Here is a 19,755-nt window from a genome sequence, read left to right on the forward strand (position 1 = left end):
ATTTATGAAGAAGATAATATTATTGATGAGTATTTTTGCAATAGTGAATTTGAATGCGAAAAGTCGAAGCGAGATGATAAGTCAGGATTTATCAAAATTAGAAGTTTCTCAAGAAATAATATTAAAAACAATAGAATTGGATAAGGAAATGCCTAATGTAGTGAGTGAACCTGACAGAGAAAAAGTAAAAAAATTGGCATTAAAGATTGAAGAATTGTTGAAAAAGAATGAGAAGAATTTTGTTCTGTCAGAAAACTTGATAAATATTTATAATGCACTTGGAAAAAGTGATGCAGAGAAATTAAATAATTTAAAACGATATGAAAAATATAATCCTTATGAAGTGTCGAAATTGTTTTTTTCAAATATGTATTATTCCAATAAGGGAGATTTTGATTCTTACAATAAAAATTATGAAATACTTAAAGAAAAATATCCAGATTATTTGATTACTAGAATTGCTGTAACATATACAATAGGAGAAGATGCAATTTGGAATATTATGCAAACAGATGAAAAAACAGCACTTGCAAGCTTAAATTCTATTATGAAAATGTGTGATGATAAGAAAAAAACGGAAGAATCACATATTTCTGATGAACAGGCTTGGGCATATAAATTAACAATGGGATGGTTTGCAATAAGTTTCTATTTAAATGAGAATCGTACATAGGATGCAATTGATTTTTATTATAAAAATTTTGAAGGAAAAAATAAGCCTGATAAAGAAATATTAGATTATAGTAAGTATCAGAATTGGTTTATAAAATCAGAGTTGGCAAGGGCAAATAAAAATGATTTCTATAATAATAAAAAATTGTTTGAAGAAAATTTAAAAAAAATAAATATGTTTGATTGATATTTTAAAAATGAATAATCATTGTAAAAGTAACAACATAAAAATTCAATAAAAGAATTTTTATCTTAAATATTATTGTTAAAAATTTCAAAGTTTAACAAATGATAAAAAATTTTAAAAATAAAAGGAGAAAATAACAATGATAGAAATTTTTCCAGCGATAGATTTACATAACGGACAGGCAGTTAGATTAAGACAAGGGGATTATAACCAAGTGGAAGTATTTTTTAAAAATCCTGTTGAAGTTTTGGACTTTTTTAATAAAAATAATTCAAAAAATCTTCATATTGTGGATTTGGATGGGGCAAAAGATGGGAATACAAAAAATTATGAAGTTATAAAAGAATTGATTGAAAAAAGTGATTTTTTTGTTCAAGTTGGTGGTGGAATCCGTGATGAAGAAAGAATAAAAAAATATATTGAATTGGGAGTAAATCGTGTTATTTTAGGAACGATTGCCGTTGAAAATGAAAAATTTTTGAAGGAAATGGTAAAAAAATACGGCGATAAAATTGCAGTTTCTGTAGATGCGAAAGATGAAAAAGTTGCGGTTAAAGGATGGACTGAAACTGTAGAATTGAACTCGGTTGAATTTTGCAAAAAATTATCGAATATAGGTGTGAAAACAATAATTTATACTGATATTTCAAAAGATGGAATGTTAAGCGGAACAAATCTTGAAATTTATAAAAAATTGTCGAAAGTAGTCAATTCAGACATTATTGCTTCAGGCGGAATTACATTTTTAGATGAGATTAAAGAGCTTAACAAAAATCATATTTATGGAGCAATTGTGGGAAAGGCTATTTATTCGGGAAATCTTGATTTGAAGGAAGTTTTAGAAATTAGTAAATAATATTTTTTAATTATGTATGAAAATTTATAATAAGCTAAATAAATAAATTTAACAAAGAAAGTAGGTATAAGAATGCTTGCAAAAAGAATAATTCCATGTCTTGATGTGAGAAATGGAAAAGTGGTGAAAGGTGTGAACTTTACTGGGATAAAAGAAGTTGACAGTCCAGTTGAGCTTGCTAAATTTTACAATAAATCTGGAGCTGATGAGCTTGTTTTTTATGATATTACGGCTTCGGTTGAGGAAAGAGGCTTGTTTACAGATATTTTGAAAAAAGTAGCAAGTCAAATTTTTATTCCGCTTACTGTTGGCGGTGGAATAAATACGCTGGATGATTTTGATAGAGTTTTGAAAGCTGGGGCTGATAAAGTGAGTGTTAATTCTGGGGCAATAAGAAATCCAAAATTAATTGAAGAGGCTGCGAAAAAATATGGAGATCAATGTGTAGTTTTGTCAGTTGATGTAAAACGAGTTGATGGGAAATTCAAAGTTTTTACAAAAGGTGGAAGAGAAAATACTGGGATTGACGCGATAGAGTGGTTTGTAAATGGTCAGGAAAATGGTGCTGGAGAAGTTGTTGTAAACAGTATTGACACAGACGGAGTTAAAAATGGATTTGACTTAGAATTACTTGAAATTTTATCAAAAAAATTGTCAATTCCAATAGTTGCATCAGGTGGAGCTGGAAATATGGAGCATTTTAGAGATTTATTTAAAATTCCAGGAATTGATGCGGGACTTGCAGCTTCGATTTTTCATTTTAAAGAAGTGGAAATTATGGAGTTAAAAAAGTATTTGAAGAGTAATGGTGTTGATATGAGAATTTGATATTTTTTAATAAGAAAAATTTTAAAAATGAACTAAGAGGAAATTATTATGAAAAAAGAAGAAATTTTAAAAAAATTAAAAGAAATTAATAAAAAGAAATATTCAATTTTAAAATTAGGACTTTTTGGTAGTTTTTCTAAAAATAGTGATACTGCTAATAGTGATATCGATATTCTTGTAAAAATGGAATTTAAAAAGGGAATGTATCAAAATTTTTGTAATTTACACAAAAGACTTGAAGAAATTTTTCAAAAAAAAGTGGATTTAGTTGATGAAAGTATGTTTGAGTATAAATTTAAAAATCCAAAAGTTCAGAAATATAAAGATGAAATAAAAGAAGAAATTTTACGGAGTGTAATTTATGTGTAAAAGAAAGAGAAATGATTTACGAAGTTTCTGTTTTTGAAATGGAAGATTTATTAAAATATATTTACTTATTGAGAGAAAAATTAAAATATTAAAATAAATAATTTTAGAAAAGAGGTAAAAATGAATATAGAGCAAATAAAATTTGATGAAAAAGGGCTTGTTCCTGCGATAATACAGGATTATTATACAAAAGAAGTACTGACACTTGCATATATGAATAAAGAAAGTCTTGAAATAACTTTAAGAGATAAGAAAACTTGCTTTTTTAGCAGAAGTAGACAAGAACTTTGGCTAAAAGGGGAAACTTCAGGGAATTATCAGCATGTTGTTTCGGTAAAATATGATTGTGATGCGGATGCTTTGCTTGTGGAAGTAAAAAAAGATGGGCCTGCTTGCCATACTGGTGCTGAGAGCTGCTTTTTTAACTCGTTATTTGAAGCAGAAGATTATAGCAGTTTTACGCCTGAAAAACTTTATGAATTGATAAAAGATAGAAAAATTAATCCAAATGAAAAATCTTATACGACTTATTTATTTGAAAAAGGGCTTGATAAAATTTTGAAAAAAGTTGGAGAAGAATGTACGGAAGTTATAATTGGGGCTAAAAATAATGATAATGATGAATTGAGATATGAAATTGCAGATTTATATTATCACACTTTGGTTTTAATGATTGAGCAAGGGCTTACTATTCAAGACGTGAAAGATGAACTAGCTAAAAGACACGTTGTTGACCATAAAGTTAAGCAGGAAAAGATGGGTGGAGAAAAGTAAAAAAATATTTGTTTAAAAAGGGGATTCAATATGGAAAATAAAAATCATTTAAAAGAAATCATAGATTTTGAGAAAAGTATAAAAAGAACTGGAAAAAGTTTAATTTTTAATGATGAATTTTTCAACGAATGTGAAATAGTGAAATATCGTTTTCTTTTTGAAGAATATGATATTTTATATTTTAAATTTGGAACATGTTGTAAAAATTGGAGGGGTAATATTTTCTTTATTGAAAAATTAAATTTTTCCGATAAATATCAGTATCAGTGGCATTCGGTTTTTATATTTGTATTAAATGATATAGACGGATATGAAAATATGCTAACACTTTCAAAACGCGACAAAAAAATTCGTTTAGTATTTGATACTCATACAAGAGCAGAGTTTCAATCTATTACAATTGCATATAGTTTTGATGAATTAATAGATGGACTTTATTTAAATAATAATTAAGTCACTTAATACAGAATATCACAATACAGGGAGCTGATAAAAATGCAAATTAAAAAAATAATTTTCCCATCAAATCTTCATGCTCATACATTTTATTGCGATGGTAAAAACAATCCTGAAGACTATATTCTAACAGCAATAGAAAAAGGATTTACAAGTGTTGGCCTTTCAGGGCATTCTTTTACAAAATTTGATACGGAATATTGTATGTCTGAAAAAGGAACATTGGAATATTTGAAAGAATTAAAAGATTTGAAAGAGAAATATAAAGATAGAATTCAAGTTTATATTGGTATTGAGGCTGATTTCTATTCAGGATTTAATCCAAAACTTGATGAAAATTTAGGACTTGATTTTAGAATTGGATCGGTTCATTATATAAAGGATAAAGAAAAAGATGAGTATTACTGTGTTGATAATACGCCTGAAATTTTAGAGTATGGAATAAAAAATTATGCAAATGGAGATGAAAAGGCATTTATTGAAGCATATTTTGATAATATTGTGGAAATGGTGCACACTCAAAAGCCTGATATTATTGGGCATTTGGATTTGGTAAAAAAATTTAATAAAGATTTTAAATATTTTGATGAAAATACTGAATGGTATAAAAATAAAGTCGAATATGTATTGGATGAAATTGCTAAGTCTGAAGCAATTATTGAAATTAATACAGGAGGAATGTCACGTGGATGGACTCAGACACCTTATCCAAGTTTTTTTATACTTGAAAGAATTTTAGCTAAAAATATTCCAATTACCATTTCTTCTGATGCACATGAAACTAAAAACATTGATTTTTATTTTGATGAGAGTTTGGAAATTATACGAAAAATTGGATTTAAAAGTGTTAAAATATTAAAAGATGGAAAGTTTCAGGATTTTAATATTTAAAAACAGGACATAATGGGGTGATGAAAATGTTATTAGGTGGAAATGAAACTACAAGAAAAATTGACAGCTATGCGATTAATGAATTGAGAATACCGAGTATTGTGCTTATGGAAAATGCGGCGATTTCATTTACAAAGCATATTGGAAAGAATGAAGATAATTTTCTTATTATTTGTGGAAAGGGAAATAATGGAGGCGATGGATATGCGATTGCACGGCAGTTATTTTCAAAAGATAAGAATGTTAAAATTTTTTGTATTAGTGATGAAAATATGAGCAATGACTGTTTTGTAAATTATGAAATTTGTAAAAATTCAGGAATTGAAATTTTTTATAAGTTGGAAGAATTGGATAAGCTGCTTTTAGAATGTGATGTTGTTGTTGAAGGGATTTTTGGAACAGGGTTAAATTCAGAAATAAAAGGCATTTATAAAGATATTGTTTTGAAGATAAATGAATATTCTAAAAATAAAAAAGTTTATGCGATTGATATTCCATCTGGAATTAATGGCGATACTGGAGAAATAATGGGAGTATCTGTTAAAGCTGATGTTACCATTTCTTTTGTCACATACAAAAAAGGCTTTTTAAAATCAGATATAAAAGAATATTTAGGAAAAGTGATTATTGAAAATATTGGATTGAATAAAAATAATATTGATCATATTGTCAGTGAGTATTACTTGACATCTGAAATAATAAAAGGTTTTCATATAAAAAGAGATGAAAATTCCCATAAGGGAGATTTTGGGAAAGTATTAATCTTTGCTGGAAGTAGTGGATTTTATGGTGCAGGGAATATTGTGGCAAAATCGTGTGTAAGAAGTGGAGCTGGGCTTACAACTGTAATTACTGATAAAAATAATTTTTCACTTAACGTATTTGTTCCTGAAGCCATGAGTTTTCCGATAAATTTTGAAAACATAGAAGAAAATTTTGAAAAACTGGAAAATGAAATCTTAAATAGTGATGTGATTGCTATTGGGCCTGGAATTGGGAAAAGTCAGAAGGCATTGAAAATATTTGAAAAACTAATTAGTATTGAGAAAAATAATAAAGGAAATGTGATAAAACTTGTGCTGGATGCAGATGCTTTGAATTTATTGTCTAAAAATAAAGGACTTTTTGAAAAAGTAAAAAATAGAAGCGTATTAACTCCACATTTAGTTGAATTTTCAAGGTTATCAGGATTTTCTCCAGAAGAAATTAATAGGAATAAATTTGAAATAGCAAAAGATTTTTCTCAAAAATATGGAATAACTTTACTTTTAAAGGGAAAAAATACAGTTATTACAGATGGGAAAACTCTTTTTGTAAATAGTACAGGAAATTCCCGTATGGCAAATGGAGGAATGGGAGATTGCTTGACTGGCATAATTTGTTCATTGGCGGGGCAAAAATATGGGTTAGTGGAATCTGCTTGTATAGGGGCATATTTGCATGGTAAAATAGCTGATAAATTGGTAGAGCAACAGTATATTGTGAATGCAAGTCATATTATTGAAAATGTTTCAGAATGTATGAAAGAAATTTTTGAAGTGTAATTTAATTTTTAAGGTGAGAAACTTAATGAGAAGTAGTATTTACAATAATATTGATTTTGAGAATAGCAGAAAACGAGAATGTGAGAGTGATTATTTTAATTCTAAATTTTTTGAAATGTTTCCAACTAAATATGAAAAACTATTGCGAGAATATGAAGTTATTTTGTTTAAAGACAATGTAAAAACTTCATTTTTAAGTATGGATTTTTCTGATGATTTTCTTTATGATGGAGAGTACAGTTTTGTTGAAAGAATTTTTTTAACTTTGTTTGGAATTATTCGTTTAAAAGATTCAGAAAAAAGTTTTGATAATTTTATTGATTTTGAAAAAATAAAAAAATTTAAAGAGATATTTGATAAAATATATAGAGAAATTTTTAATGAAAAAATTGATAAAGGGGATAAAAAAGTTATAGATTTTATGAATGAATTAAAACTGGAAATTTCTAAAGTTTTGAAAAGATTTTCATTGGAAGAAGTTAAAGAATATCGAGAGATTATCAAGGAGTATGCTGGGACAACTTGGGAAAAAATGAAAAAGCTAAGAAAGAAATCTGAAAGTTTATTTCACAAAAAGATTTTATTATATAAACTTGTCAGCTTGGAAAATTTATTGAATATTCAATATGAGAGACATTTTTTACAAAATTATGTTTGTGTTTGGAATGATCTGTACTTAGATAACGATTATGACGATAATGGAGCATTTTCAAATTTATTTTTTCTTAATAAAATTGATAAAGGTATTTATTTTGCAGATGATATGGTACTTTTCTCATTTGAGTTGGTAAAAGTTGCAAAGAGTTTTGATGAATTTATGGATAATATTGAAAAATTTAATTTGGCTAGTTATAGCCGATTTTTTAAAAAATAAATAGCAGTTTTTACTAAGATACGACAAATTAAAATTATATTTTTACTAATATAAAATTAAATAAAGAAAAAAAACAAAATAAATAGAACTATAATAACATATCTAAACACAAATTATTAAAAAAACATTTGAAAAATCAAAGCAAATGTAGTATACTATAACATATATTTGACTTAATAAAAGAAGGAAGAAGGAAAGAAAAATGGCATTATTTTCTAGTGACAAAAAAGCGAAGGAAAAAAGAGAAAACACAGGATTTAACGGACAATTTTCAGCAGATAGTGATGAAAATACAAATGGAATTAGTACAATTTCAATGGAAACAACAATAACAGGGACTATTGAAACAAATTCTGTATTTAATATGGAAGGTGTGTTAAATGGTGATATTAAAGGAAATAAACTTGTTCATGTTGGAAAAACTGGGCAAGTGAAAGGGAATATTACTGCTGAAACAGTTATTGTAGATGGAGAAGTTTCAGGAGAAATTGTGGCAGATAAAGTTGAAATTGGAAATACAGGAAAGGTTTATGCTACAATAACATCGGCTGTGTTTGTAATTCAAGAGGGTGGATTGTTTGAAGGAAGAAAAAAAATAAAGATTGCTCTTATAAAGGAAGAAGAAAACAAAGGTAAAAAAGAAGATAAAAAAGTTGAAGGAAAACCAAAAGCAGATGCTAATGGAAAGAACAGCAAGGAACTGTAAAAGTTTAAAAATAAAAATTAATTAAAGGAATAGTTATAGATTTGATTAAGTCTATAACTATTTTTTTTGTATTAATTTTCAGCATTGTTCTTTTTTCACTATACATTAAATTGAAATTATGATAAAATCTAATAAAGTAAATATTATGAATATTAAGCATATGTCTATAAGATATTTTTTAAATAATAAAAAAATAAAAAAGGAATGAAAGTTGATGAAATTTATTACAAAAAATTTAGCAGAAATAAAGGAGATTATTGAATATTGTGTTAATGCAGAAATTCCTGATTATCATAGAAATATTGAAGAAATAAAATGTAATAAAAATATTGCTGTTTTAGGAAATTTTGATGGGATTCATAAAGGACATCAAGTAATTTTGAGAAAGGCTGTGAAGAGGGCAAGGGAAAAAGGATTAAAAACAATAGTTTATACTTTTAGTGAATATCCTAAAAATCAGCAGACTAAAATAACGACTTGCTCTGAAAAGGCTTATTTACTAAATAAAAATGAAATTGACTATCTCTATTTGGAGCAGTTTGAAAAAGTTAGGAATTATTCGCCTGAAGAATTTGTGGAAAAGGTAATTGTTAATGAATTGAATGCAGATGAAGTTTATTGTGGATTTAATTTTACTTTTGGAAAAGGGAAATCTGGGAATGTTGGCATACTTGAAAAATTATTAAAAGAGAGAAATATAAAATTAAATGTTCAAGATGCTGTGCTGGATGAAGAAGGAGAAGTTATAAGCAGTACAAGAATTAGGAATTATATTAAGAAAGGTAATTTTGATAAGGTCAGGGAACTTCTTGGACATAATTTCATTATTCTTGGGGAGGTTATTTATGGGAAACAACTTGGAAGAGTTATTGGCTTCCCTACGGCAAATTTAAAATTTGAAAATAAGATTTATCCAGAATTTGGAGTTTATGGGGTGAAGATTCATATTCAAGGTGATGACAAGGTTTATAACGGAGTAATGAATATTGGGAGAAATCCTACAGTTGATGTTGGAGTTCTTAGTGTTGAAACTAATATTTTTGATTTTAGTGAAGATATTTATGGAAAAATTATTTTGATTGAAGTTTTGGAAAATATTCGATATGAAAAAAAATTTAGTTCGGTTGAAGAACTGAAGGAGCAGATTGGAAAAGATGCTAAGTACTGGAAAAATAAAATTTCAGATAAATATCAAAAAGAAGAAGAAATTAGGTAGAATATGGAAAATATGATACAAATAAAAATTGAAAATTTTGAAGGGCCTCTTGATTTGCTTCTTCATTTAATTGAAAAAAAGAAGATGGATATAAATTCGATAAATGTTTCACAAATAATAGATGACTATTTAAATTATATTCATGCGCAAAAGGAATTAAATTTAAAAATAAAGGTTGAATTTTTAATAATGGCAACTGATTTAATTGAAATTAAGGCTTATTCGATATTAAATAGGGATAAAAAATTTGAAAAGATTGAAAATTTAGAGAAAAAAATAATTGAATATCAATTATTTAAGGAAATTTCTGAATTGTTTTCAAAATATGAAAACGAATATAATGTTCCTTATACAAGAACAGGAACAGAAAGTATAGGAAGTGAAATTGAATATGACATTTCAAGCCTAAATTTAGATAATTTATTCAAAAGCCTAAAGAATTTGATTAATTCAAAAATGATAAAAAAAAATAATTTTGAAGAAAGGATGATTCTAAATTTAGAAGATGATAATTATTCAACAGAAGAAGCTCATAATGAAATTTCTGAAATTATAAAGGGAGATCGAAAAGTAGAATTTAATCATCTGTTAAAAAATAAGTTTTCTAAATCTAGGATAGTAACTTTATTTCTTTGCATTTTAGATATGTTTAAAAATGGAGAAATTGATATAATTGTAGAAGAAAAGAATTTTTTTATTAAATCCATAAAATAAGAAATATAAAAATAGAAAATCAAAAGAAAGAAAGGAAATTAATTTTAATGTTTAAATCTAGTTTTATAGTAATGATAATAAATATGTTAAGTCGAATTTTAGGACTCATAAGAGAAATGATTATCGGAAGCGTTTTTGGAGCGACTGGAATGACAGATGCCTATGTCAGCGCTACAAAAATTCCAAACTTTTTTACGACATTATTTGGGGAAGGATCGCTTGGAACGGTATTTATTCCAATTTATAACCGTGGAATGGCAGAAGAGGGAAAAGAGAGAACAGATGACTTTGTATTTTCACTTTTAAACTTAATAGTTGCATTTACATCGACACTTTCTGTAATTATGATATTCTTTTCTAAACAAATTTTAAAAGTGACAACAGGTTTTAACGATCCAAAAAGATTTGATGCAGCGAATAACTTATTGAAAATCGTAGCTTTTTATTTTTTATTTATTGCACTATCTGGAGTCGTATCGTCACTATTAAATAATTACAAAAAATTCGCAGTTTCAGCGTCGATGGGAATTGTATTTAACTTGACAATCATAGTTGGAACTTTAATGCTAAAAAATAAAATGGGAATTTATGGACTTGGTGTAGCTTATTTGCTTTCAGGAGTTTTTCAGTTAGTGATAATGCTTCCACAATTTTTTCAAATTATGAAAAAATATAAATTTATTTTAAACTTAAAAGATGAATATGTAAAAGAAATGTTTGTTTTAATGGTTCCAACATTAGTCGGAATTTTTGGCTATCAAATAAATGAAATTGTTGACAACAGGTTTGCAACTTCACTTCCAGCTGGAACCGCAAGTGCATTAAATTATGCAAGTAGATTATACTTGCTTCCAATAGGAGTTTTTGCAATTTCACTAGCAGTTGTAATTTTCCCGACATTGTCAAAAGCTGTTGTAAAAAATGATAACAGAACAGTGAGAAGAGTTGTTCATCAAGGATTATATATGCTATCTTTTCTAATCGTTCCATCAAGTGTAATTTTATTTGGATATGCAAAAGAAATAGTAAGATTAGTTTACGAAAGAGGGAAATTTAATGCGGCAGCTGTAAAAGTTACTTCAGAAACATTACAGTTTTATGCTTTGGGACTTCTGTTTTTCTCAACAATACACCTTCTTACAAGAAGCCATTATGTCTACAAAGATAGAAAAACACCTGTTATTTCATCTTTTACTGCAATATTTATAAACATAGTTTTAGATTCACTTTTGTATAAGCAATATAGACATGTTGGTTTGACATTCGCAACTTCATTTTCTGCAATGGTAAACTTTATAATTTTATATATTTCGCTAAACAAAAAATATGTAAAATTAAGAAACTTAAAATACATTGCAATTTTAGGAGTGACATTTGTAACTTCGATGATTTCTTATTGGAGTTCAAGCGTGATAAAATTTCAGAATAAATATGGAATTGTTGTTAATTTAACTATATTTGCAATAATATATTTGATTATTTGGTTTGCTTTGATATTTACTTTTAGAAAAGATTTAATAAGAAAAGTTTTGAAAAGAAGAAGAAAATGGTAAAGTTATGATAAAAGAAAAAATTAGATATACAAAGACAGGAAAACGAATAGAAGTTTATGAATTTAAAGCGAAACTGCATCAAAAAGTTGTAATGAGCAAAAATCAGTTTGAAGAACATATTTTTCCAAAGCATCCTGAAATATCATTGGAAATTATAAAAGAAATTTTGGAAAATCCAGATTTCGTAACAAAACAGTCAAAATCCCGTAAAGAACATTTTTATCAGAAAAAAATTGGAAAGCTAAATTATTTTGTAGTAATTTCGCAGCACAAAAATGTAAAAAATCTCAGATTTGTTCTGACAGCCTTTATGGCAAAAGATTCAAATTTTTTAAAAGAAAAAAATATACACTATAGATATTATAAAAAATAAAAATAAGATCTAAAAAAAATCATCGTGTAAAAAGCCATATAAGAGCTTAAAATTGATTAAGCCATACTTTTTATCGTCGATGATTTTTTATTGCTTTAAATCGCTTTATTTTGATAAAACAGTTTTTTATTTTGTATTTCATTGATTTTTAGAACTTTTTTTGATTTATGTGAACCTTAAATAGAATTTTTGGCCACATATATTATAAAATAAGGGTTACTTTGCCATTTTTAAAATTTAAAAGTTCTATAAAAGTTCTATTTTTTTAGTTTTTTTCTCAATGTATGTTTTTTCTGCCTAAAACTTTATTTACCTTTATATTTATAGTATAACACTTAAATGTCAATAATTCAACTGTTATTATTTAACTTTTTCACAAGTTGTTTATTAGCATCTTTATATAAATGAGAATAAGTATTTATGGTAGTTTGTAGATTATCATGTCCTAGGCGTTTGCTGATTGCGGTAATGTCGGCTTGGATAAATAACAAATATGAAGCATGGGAATGTCTAAAATCGTGAAGTCTTATTTTTTCAACACCTGCCTGGATGCTATATTTTTCTAAAATATAACGTAATTGAGAATTTTTTAAATTAAATACTTTTTGAGAGTTTAAAGTCTTTGATTTATTTAATTGTAATTCTAATTCAAATTTAGAAAAGTATGATTTTAAATCTGAAATAAGAATTTCAGGAAGAAGAACTTTTCTTATTGACCCCAAAGTTTTTGGAGTGGTTACATATTCTTTTTTATTTATTCGAGAAATAGTTTTATTTACATCTATAAATTTTTCCTCCAAATTAATGTCATCAAATGTAAGCGCCAAAACTTCTCCAATTCGTAATCCAGTCCAAAATAAGACTTTAAATATAATAATTGCGTCAGAATATTTACCGTTTTTTTCTTTATTTTTTAATTCAAGAAAATCTATAAATTTTTCAAAATCTCCAACAGACCAGATCTTCATTTCAGACCGATTTTTTTTACTTCCAAACGATCCAATGTTTCTACAAGGGTTTTCATTCAATCCTTGATATTTTGTAGCCCAATTAAACAAACTTTTTAAAGCTGCATAAATATTAGCTTTAGAATTCTCACTAAACGGCTTTCCATTTTCATTTTTCTTTTCCAGCATCTCGTTTTGCCATTCCCGAATCATATAGGAATTAATCTTACTAATCTCAACATCGCCAAAAAAAGGCAATATATGTAACCTAAAAAAATTTTCCACAGTATTGATAGCTGTAGGTTTATGTCTTTTGCTATAATCCTCAAAATAAAGTTCATACAACGATTGAAATGACATATTTACAGATTTAGCAATTTTTTTCTTAAACTCATATTCATATTCCTGAGCTTCCTTTTTCTTCTTAAACCCAGTTTTTTTGTACTTTTTATTTACACCCTTGTAATCTTTAGCATAAAACATCGCATACCATGTTTTTTTATCTGCATTATAGTAAACTGGCATTTTTAATCTCCTTATTTTTAATCTTAAATAATTATACCATATTTTTATCTCTATTTAATAAAATAATCGAAAAATTTATCATAAAAATACCATCCTGTACTATAATATATTATATTTTGAATTTACGCAAAACTCTTAACCTATATATTATAAATTATACAATTCATATATCAATTCCTGTGGTATTTTTTCTTCTAATTTCCACAAAATCCTCATTGGCTTATCTCCAGAACTTTTATAATAATCAGCTTTTCCCAAATAAATAAATGGATTAGTTTTATTGCCATCCATAAAGGCAAATTTTCTTATAAATATATGCACATTATATCCCAATTTCTTATGATTTATAAACATTTTTCCTACACTTGAAGTATGAGCAGTTTTAGGCTGGCTTATCCATTGAATTATGTCGTCTGCAAAAAGAGAATTGTCGTATTTTAAATTTTCCTGCAAAATATGAGTTTTATCAATTGTTGCAAAAAGGCAAATATCTTTATCTGTATTGGCATAACCTGCTCTCCAGCTTCCTTTTGGAACTTTTGAGTCCAGTAAGATTTGCAGTTCAATTCTTTTATATTTTTTATATGGAATCAAGATATTTTCATTAAATATTGAAAGATTATTGTTTTTCTTAAATTCTGATAATCCTAAATATAGTAAATCTTCTAGCCTGTTTTTAAAATTATAATTTGTGTTTTGAGAATTATCTAAATCTATAAGTTTTAAATTTATTTCATCATTATTTTCTTTTTTATTTTCAAATATTTTATTATATTTTTTTGAAATTTTAAATAATCTATTTTTTGTTGAATTTTTTTCCAAAATTTCATCTTCAACTAATTCCGTAAAAATACGATTTATTACATATTCTTTTTGAAAATTATCTTTAATATTAAAATAATTTTTATATTCATCAACAATAATTTCTAAATTTATAAAATCGTTGTTTATCAAATATTTTACAATCAAATACGTAAACGGCTCTACAATCGTTAATTTTTTTTCTAAATATGCCAAAAATTCAGTTTCTTCTGAATTTAATAAAAATATTTTATTTTGTTTAATTTCAGAATTTTCAAATTGTAATTGTGCATTATGAAATGAGCCTAACTTTAGGGATAACTCTTGAAATAATTCAATATTTGTATCAAAGTCACTCACTTTTAAAATTTCATTTTCTGATTTTCCAATTTCAGCTTTATAATCTAAATACATTTCCTTTAAAATATTTTTTGAACTAAAATTGATTTTTTCTATTTTTTCAATAATACGATTTTGGCAAATTCTATCTAACTCCACATAACAAGATTTTGGAATATTTGAAAATTGATTTTTAATTTCATTTATAATTTTTTCTTTTTTTGTGAATAAAGTATCTTTATTATCAACTTCACTTGAAAAATAATTTATTAATAAATAATCTTTTTTGTGATTTCCAATAAAATCAATAATTGTCACAAAGTCTTTATTTTTAGCCTTTCTCAATCCTCTCCCAATTTGCTGTATAAAAATTGTTGACGACATTGTGGGACGTAAAAATAGCAGTAAATTAATTGTTGGAATATCAATTCCTTCGTTTAAAATATCTACTACGCATAAAATTTCAATTTTTTTGTTTTTGAATTTTTCTAAAATTTCTGATCTTTCGTTTGGACTTGTATTTGCTGTGATCACAGCCGATTTATAACCTTTTTTTAAAAATTCTTCTTTCATAAAAAAAGCATGCTCTATATTCTGGCAAAATGCAACAGCACTTAGTTCATCACCATCAAAGCCAAATTTATTGATTTTTTTAACAATGTAATCGGTACGTGTGTTCAATAATAAATTTTCTAATAATATTTTTTCATTGTATTTCCCATTTTTGTAAGGAATATTATCATAATTAATCATATAATCATTTACTCCAAAATAATGAAAAGGCACAACCAAGTCCTCTTCCAAAGCCTCTTTTATTCCAATTTCATCCACAATATTATAGTCACAAAGTGATAGAATGTCTTTGCCATCCATACGTTTTGGAGTCGCTGTCAATCCTAATAGAAATTTTGGATTAAAATATGATAATATTTTTAAATAACTGTCTGACATTGAATGATGAAATTCATCAACTATAATGTAATCAAAAAAACTAGGCTTAAATTCATTGTAACAATTTCTTAAAGACTGAATCGAAGCAAAAATTATATTTTTATCAATTTCCTTTAAACCGCCATAAATTCTTCCAAATTCATTTTTGTCAATTTTAAGGATTTTTGAAAAAACATTTGTTGCATTTTCTAGCAACTCTTCACGATGAGCAATGAATAAAAATTTTATGTTTGAAGTTTTTGATTTTTTATCATTTATTTCAAATAATTTATTTTCAGTATTAGAAATTTCAAAAAACTGTTTTATATCCATTGCGGCAAGATAGGTTTTTCCTGTACCAGTTGCAGAAATTACAAGGCCCTTTTTATTTCCATTTTCTCTTGTTTCCTTCAACTTTCCCAAAACTCTTTTTTGCATGCTATTTGGTACAAATTCATTTTCTTGTTCAATTTTGGTTTTTCTATAATCAAAAGTATTTTGTACATTTACAGATTTTTTATATTTTTCATATTCATCAATAAAATCTTGTGTCAATTCTATTGCTTCATTACTATGCCACAACTTCTCAAACTGATTTAGCGATTTTCCATAAATATTAAAAAAACTGCTATCTGTTAGCTTCACATTCCATTCCTCTGCCGAATACAATGCACTTTGACTAATATTAGATGATCCGATTACAACACTATGATATTTTTCCTTTTCAAATAAATATGCTTTTGTGTGAAAACTCTCACTTGAATTATTATAAATCTTAACTTTTATATTCTTATACGATAAAAGTTTTCGTAATGCCTTTGAATCCGTAATATTTAGATAAACAGATGTTATAATTTCTCCTTGAATCCCTTGTTTTTCAAGTTCATCCAAAGTGCTTATTAATAACTGAATCCCCGAATATCTTATAAAACTTACAATAAAATAGAATTTTTTACAGTTTAGCAATTCCTGCTTTAAATAAATAAAAAAATTACGAAATTTAGCCTTTTCGTTTATAATTAATTCATTTATATTTCCGATTATATCTTTATTTTTTCGTTTTAACGGCAACTCAAAGTGAAAATCAGTATTTTGAATTTTTATTTTTTCTGATTCATCTGTAAATGCCTGATTTAACAAATACAATTGTTTTTCAGTAAATTCAATAACTTTTTGATAATCATTTTTTTCAATAAAATTAGAAATTTTATCTGAAAAAGTTTCCAGAACTTCAAATTCCAAATTTTCCTTGTATTCAGTCATTTCCAGAAAATTATCATTTTTTTCTTTTGCATTTACTAAATTACTTGACTCAGATTTCTTTGCTAAAATACTCATTTTCACCCCTTTTATTTTAATTAATTTTTACAAGAATTTAAGTTCTTTAAATTATTCTTTTTCTAAAAATTCTAAAATTCTCTTATTTCCAGTTTTATGCTTCATCATTTTAAAAAATATTCTAAACATTATTAAAACGTCATAATAACTTCCGTGTAATTGACTTTCTTCAAATGGAACATTATAATAATTGGCACATTCCATTAATTTTGGCCATTTGTAGTTTCCATAGGAAGAACCTGTTACTTTTACAATATCTATATTTGTTAGCATTGTATCAAATTGATTTTGCAATGGAAAATCTACAAAACTTCTGTCAAATTTTATGTTATGAGCGACAAAATGGCTTGTATCCTGACAAAATAAAAAGAAATTATCCATATCTTCCTTAAAAGTCAAAGGATATTCAATTCCTGTATTTTGAATAATATTTTTCCTTTCACTTAAAATTACATCATCTGTCAATCCATTTACATTAATTGCACCTTCATTTAATTCTTCGCCTTCATTTCTAAAATAAAATCTGTTAAATTCAGAAACTTTTTTCCATTTGTTTCTCTCTTCTCCAGAATTTTCAGAATTATAATTAACCTTTATCGCAGACATCGACAAAACAGAACTTCCCTGAAATCCGTTTGTTTCCACATCAAAAAATATAATGTTCTTATTTAATTTTATTTCTTTATTCACTATTTTCTCTTTCCTTTTTGTTTTTTCCTACCTTTTTTATAATTTTACATCGAATAAACTTTTGGATTATTTAATCAATAGATATGTTCGATAATATAAAACTTTTTATCTATACACAAGGAATCAATACCATTTCTTCCAAAATATTTTTATTTCATAAATTCTAAGTTTGTATAATTATCGAACAAGTCTAATTTTTATATTCATATTTATATAAGATATAAATTAGTCATTTAATTTTAATACTGATAAAAACGCCTCTTGTGGAATTTCTACATTTCCAATCGCTTTCATACGTTTTTTACCTTCTTTTTGTTTTTCTAATAATTTTTTCTTACGTGTAATATCTCCACCATAACATTTTGCAAGCACATTCTTTCTAAGTGCCTTAATTGTTTCCCTTGCGATTATTTTTGTACCCAATGCAGCCTGTAATGGTATTTCAAATTGCTGTCTTGGAATTACATCTTTTAATTTTTCAACTATTGCACGACCTCTGTAATAGGCATTATCCTTATGTGCAATAAATGAAAAGGCATCTACCGGATTTCCACTTACCAAAATATCTACTTTTACCAAATCTGATTCTTTGTATCCAATCATTTCATATTCAAATGAAGCATAACCTTTTGTACGTGATTTTAATTTATCATAAAAATCAATTACAATTTCTGCAAGTGGCAAGTCATAACTGATCATAGTTCTCGTTTCATCAAGATAATTCATATTAATAAATGTTCCTCTTTTTTCCTGACAAAGTTCCATCACATTTCCAACATAGTCTTTTGGAACAATAATTGTACCCTTTACATAAGGCTCTTCAATATATTTTTTCCCTTCTGGAAATTCTGCAGGGTTATCAATTACTATCATTTGTCCCTGTTCAGGTGTTACGTGATATTTAACAGATGGTGCTGTTGAAATCAAGTCAATGTTAAATTCGCGGCGCAATCTTTCCACAACTATTTCCATATGCAAAAGTCCTAAAAATCCACATCTAAATCCAAATCCTAACGCAAGTGAAGTTTCTGGAGCATAAGATAATGAAGCATCATTCAACTGCAATTTTTCCAATGCTTCTCTTAAATCTTCATAGTCATCTGTTGAAACTGGATAAATTCCAGCAAAAACCATACTTAATGCAGGACGGTATCCTTCAAGTGCAGTATTTGTCGGATTTTGCACATGTGTAATGGTATCTCCAACTTGTGTATCCTTAATTGACTTAATTCCAGTAATAATATATCCAACTGATCCAACTGTTAATTCATCTACTTCCTTCATTTTAGGTGAGAAAATTCCAACTTCCAGTACATCAAATTCCTTTTCGGTAGACATAATCTTAATTCTGTCTCCTTTTGCAATTTTACCTTCAATTATTCTGATGTATGTAATAACTCCCCTAAAGTCATCATAATGCGAGTCAAAAATCAATGCCTTTAAAGGACTGTCAATTTCTCCTTTAGGTGCTGGGATATATTTAATAATTGCTTCCAGCAAGTCTTCAATCCCAAATCCAGTTTTCCCAGAAACAAGAACCGCCTCATCAGCCGGCAATCCTATAACATCTTCAATTTCCAATTTAACTTTATCAGGATCTGCAGATGGTAAATCAATCTTATTTATTACAGGCAATATTTCCAAATCATTTTCCAAAGCTAAATATACGTTTGCCAATGTTTGTGCCTCTATCCCTTGAGCAGCATCAACTACAAGCAAGGCCCCATCACAAGCTGCAAGCGATCTCGATACTTCGTAAATAAAGTCAACGTGCCCTGGAGTATCAATTAAGTTTAATTCATAAGTTTCTCCATTTTTAGCCTTATATTTCAACGTAACCGCCTGTGCCTTAATAGTTATCCCTTTTTCCCTTTCCAAATCCATACTGTCCAGAAGCTGATCTACCATTTCCCTCTGAGTCACAGTCCCTGTTTTTTCCAATAGCCTGTCTGCAATAGTTGATTTTCCGTGATCAATATGTGCAATTATCGAAAAGTTTCTTTTATTTTTTTGATCCAACATTTATATTAATTCCTCCGTTTATTATTTTTTTAGTGTATTTTTAAAATGAGCAACTACTTTATCCAAGCCCAGTTACTCAACATTATTTATATTATATAATAATTTTGTATTTTTTCATAGTCTTTATAAAAAATATTTTACCAAAATTAT

At 26.8% G+C, this 19,755-nt stretch carries 18 protein-coding genes; 14 read left to right on the forward strand and 4 right to left on the reverse strand.

Annotated elements, in window-relative coordinates; all coding sequences use genetic code 11:
• Positions 1–4: 4 nt before the first annotated feature.
• From HW276_RS05875 to HW276_RS05940, 14 genes are all read left to right on the forward strand, one after another.
• Positions 5–673 carry a hypothetical protein gene (locus HW276_RS05875; RefSeq protein WP_255460354.1) on the forward strand — a complete coding sequence of 223 codons (669 nt, stop codon included), beginning with the start codon at positions 5–7 and terminating at the stop codon, positions 671–673.
• Between the two features lie 325 nt (positions 674–998).
• Positions 999–1,715 carry a 1-(5-phosphoribosyl)-5-[(5-phosphoribosylamino)methylideneamino]imidazole-4-carboxamide isomerase gene (gene hisA, locus HW276_RS05880; protein WP_178937770.1) on the forward strand — a complete coding sequence of 239 codons (717 nt, stop codon included), beginning with the start codon at positions 999–1,001 and terminating at the stop codon, positions 1,713–1,715.
• A gap of 72 nt (positions 1,716–1,787) precedes the next feature.
• The gene (gene hisF, locus HW276_RS05885; protein WP_178937771.1) at positions 1,788–2,543 is read left to right on the forward strand and encodes an imidazole glycerol phosphate synthase subunit HisF; all 756 of its coding nucleotides are present in this window, start codon (positions 1,788–1,790) and stop codon (positions 2,541–2,543) included.
• A 48-nt stretch (positions 2,544–2,591) separates the two neighbouring features.
• The gene (locus tag HW276_RS05890) at positions 2,592–2,912 is read left to right on the forward strand and encodes a nucleotidyltransferase family protein (RefSeq protein ID WP_218974997.1); all 321 of its coding nucleotides are present in this window, start codon (positions 2,592–2,594) and stop codon (positions 2,910–2,912) included.
• 120 nt (positions 2,913–3,032) lie between these two features.
• Complete coding sequence (hisIE, locus tag HW276_RS05895) at positions 3,033–3,686, forward strand: bifunctional phosphoribosyl-AMP cyclohydrolase/phosphoribosyl-ATP diphosphatase HisIE (protein ID WP_060918006.1); 654 nt, start codon at positions 3,033–3,035, stop codon at positions 3,684–3,686.
• 30 nt (positions 3,687–3,716) lie between these two features.
• On the forward strand, positions 3,717–4,139 hold the full coding sequence (locus tag HW276_RS05900; protein WP_178937772.1) for a hypothetical protein: 423 nt from the start codon (positions 3,717–3,719) through the stop codon (positions 4,137–4,139).
• 42 nt (positions 4,140–4,181) lie between these two features.
• Entirely contained in the window at positions 4,182–5,033 is an 852-nt protein-coding gene (hisJ, locus tag HW276_RS05905) for a histidinol-phosphatase HisJ (protein ID WP_178937773.1), read from the forward strand.
• A 20-nt stretch (positions 5,034–5,053) separates the two neighbouring features.
• Positions 5,054–6,577: an NAD(P)H-hydrate dehydratase gene (locus HW276_RS05910; RefSeq protein ID WP_255460355.1), complete on the forward strand. Its 1,524-nt coding sequence runs from the start codon at positions 5,054–5,056 to the stop codon at positions 6,575–6,577.
• A 25-nt stretch (positions 6,578–6,602) separates the two neighbouring features.
• Positions 6,603–7,451, forward strand: coding sequence for a hypothetical protein (locus HW276_RS05915; protein WP_178937774.1), 849 nt, complete (start codon positions 6,603–6,605; stop codon positions 7,449–7,451).
• Between the two features lie 202 nt (positions 7,452–7,653).
• The gene (locus tag HW276_RS05920; protein ID WP_178937775.1) at positions 7,654–8,157 is read left to right on the forward strand and encodes a polymer-forming cytoskeletal protein; all 504 of its coding nucleotides are present in this window, start codon (positions 7,654–7,656) and stop codon (positions 8,155–8,157) included.
• A gap of 214 nt (positions 8,158–8,371) precedes the next feature.
• Positions 8,372–9,373 carry a bifunctional riboflavin kinase/FAD synthetase gene (locus HW276_RS05925; protein WP_178937776.1) on the forward strand — a complete coding sequence of 334 codons (1,002 nt, stop codon included), beginning with the start codon at positions 8,372–8,374 and terminating at the stop codon, positions 9,371–9,373.
• 3 nt (positions 9,374–9,376) lie between these two features.
• Positions 9,377–10,087 (forward strand): ScpA family protein, encoded by a 711-nt coding sequence (locus HW276_RS05930; protein ID WP_178937777.1) that lies wholly within the window; start codon positions 9,377–9,379, stop codon positions 10,085–10,087.
• Positions 10,088–10,134: 47 nt separating this feature from the next.
• Positions 10,135–11,640, forward strand: a complete 1,506-nt coding sequence (murJ, locus tag HW276_RS05935; RefSeq protein WP_178937778.1) for a murein biosynthesis integral membrane protein MurJ — start codon at positions 10,135–10,137, stop codon at positions 11,638–11,640.
• Positions 11,641–11,644: 4 nt separating this feature from the next.
• Complete coding sequence (locus tag HW276_RS05940) at positions 11,645–12,013, forward strand: helicase (protein WP_178937779.1); 369 nt, start codon at positions 11,645–11,647, stop codon at positions 12,011–12,013.
• A gap of 350 nt (positions 12,014–12,363) precedes the next feature.
• Here the strand turns inward: HW276_RS05940 and HW276_RS05945 are convergent, their stop codons facing one another.
• The 4 genes from HW276_RS05945 to lepA all read right to left on the reverse strand — a co-directional run bounded on the left by HW276_RS05945 (position 12,364) and on the right by lepA (position 19,605).
• Positions 12,364–13,485 (reverse strand): site-specific integrase, encoded by a 1,122-nt coding sequence (locus HW276_RS05945; protein ID WP_178937780.1) that lies wholly within the window; start codon positions 13,483–13,485, stop codon positions 12,364–12,366.
• 147 nt (positions 13,486–13,632) lie between these two features.
• Positions 13,633–16,893, reverse strand: coding sequence for a DUF3427 domain-containing protein (locus HW276_RS05950; protein ID WP_178937781.1), 3,261 nt, complete (start codon positions 16,891–16,893; stop codon positions 13,633–13,635).
• Between the two features lie 51 nt (positions 16,894–16,944).
• Complete coding sequence (locus HW276_RS05955) at positions 16,945–17,583, reverse strand: 3'-5' exonuclease (RefSeq protein WP_021746583.1); 639 nt, start codon at positions 17,581–17,583, stop codon at positions 16,945–16,947.
• A 225-nt stretch (positions 17,584–17,808) separates the two neighbouring features.
• Positions 17,809–19,605, reverse strand: coding sequence for a translation elongation factor 4 (gene lepA, locus HW276_RS05960; RefSeq protein WP_178937782.1), 1,797 nt, complete (start codon positions 19,603–19,605; stop codon positions 17,809–17,811).
• Positions 19,606–19,755: the final 150 nt, after the last annotated feature.

Origin of the sequence: Leptotrichia sp. oral taxon 417 (assembly GCF_013394865.1) — a bacterium.
In the GTDB taxonomy this organism is placed as follows: Bacteria; Fusobacteriota; Fusobacteriia; order Fusobacteriales; family Leptotrichiaceae; genus Leptotrichia; species Leptotrichia wadei_A.

Bases quoted from the DNA above. Each gene is read 5' to 3' on its own strand.
- HW276_RS05945 (WP_178937780.1), bottom strand. From the start codon at position 13,485: ATGCCAGTTTACTATAATGCAGATAAAAAAACATGGTATGCGATGTTT.
- HW276_RS05875 (WP_255460354.1), top strand. From the start codon at position 5: ATGAAGAAGATAATATTATTGATGAGTATTTTTGCAATAGTGAATTTG.
- hisIE (WP_060918006.1), top strand. From the start codon at position 3,033: ATGAATATAGAGCAAATAAAATTTGATGAAAAAGGGCTTGTTCCTGCG.
- hisF (WP_178937771.1), top strand. From the start codon at position 1,788: ATGCTTGCAAAAAGAATAATTCCATGTCTTGATGTGAGAAATGGAAAA.
- HW276_RS05915 (WP_178937774.1), top strand. From the start codon at position 6,603: ATGAGAAGTAGTATTTACAATAATATTGATTTTGAGAATAGCAGAAAA.
- HW276_RS05940 (WP_178937779.1), top strand. From the start codon at position 11,645: ATGATAAAAGAAAAAATTAGATATACAAAGACAGGAAAACGAATAGAA.
- HW276_RS05950 (WP_178937781.1), bottom strand. From the start codon at position 16,893: ATGAGTATTTTAGCAAAGAAATCTGAGTCAAGTAATTTAGTAAATGCA.
- HW276_RS05890 (WP_218974997.1), top strand. From the start codon at position 2,592: ATGAAAAAAGAAGAAATTTTAAAAAAATTAAAAGAAATTAATAAAAAG.
- HW276_RS05910 (WP_255460355.1), top strand. From the start codon at position 5,054: ATGAAAATGTTATTAGGTGGAAATGAAACTACAAGAAAAATTGACAGC.
- HW276_RS05925 (WP_178937776.1), top strand. From the start codon at position 8,372: ATGAAATTTATTACAAAAAATTTAGCAGAAATAAAGGAGATTATTGAA.
- HW276_RS05900 (WP_178937772.1), top strand. From the start codon at position 3,717: ATGGAAAATAAAAATCATTTAAAAGAAATCATAGATTTTGAGAAAAGT.
- hisA (WP_178937770.1), top strand. From the start codon at position 999: ATGATAGAAATTTTTCCAGCGATAGATTTACATAACGGACAGGCAGTT.
- HW276_RS05920 (WP_178937775.1), top strand. From the start codon at position 7,654: ATGGCATTATTTTCTAGTGACAAAAAAGCGAAGGAAAAAAGAGAAAAC.
- lepA (WP_178937782.1), bottom strand. From the start codon at position 19,605: ATGTTGGATCAAAAAAATAAAAGAAACTTTTCGATAATTGCACATATT.
- hisJ (WP_178937773.1), top strand. From the start codon at position 4,182: ATGCAAATTAAAAAAATAATTTTCCCATCAAATCTTCATGCTCATACA.
- murJ (WP_178937778.1), top strand. From the start codon at position 10,135: ATGTTTAAATCTAGTTTTATAGTAATGATAATAAATATGTTAAGTCGA.
- HW276_RS05930 (WP_178937777.1), top strand. From the start codon at position 9,377: ATGGAAAATATGATACAAATAAAAATTGAAAATTTTGAAGGGCCTCTT.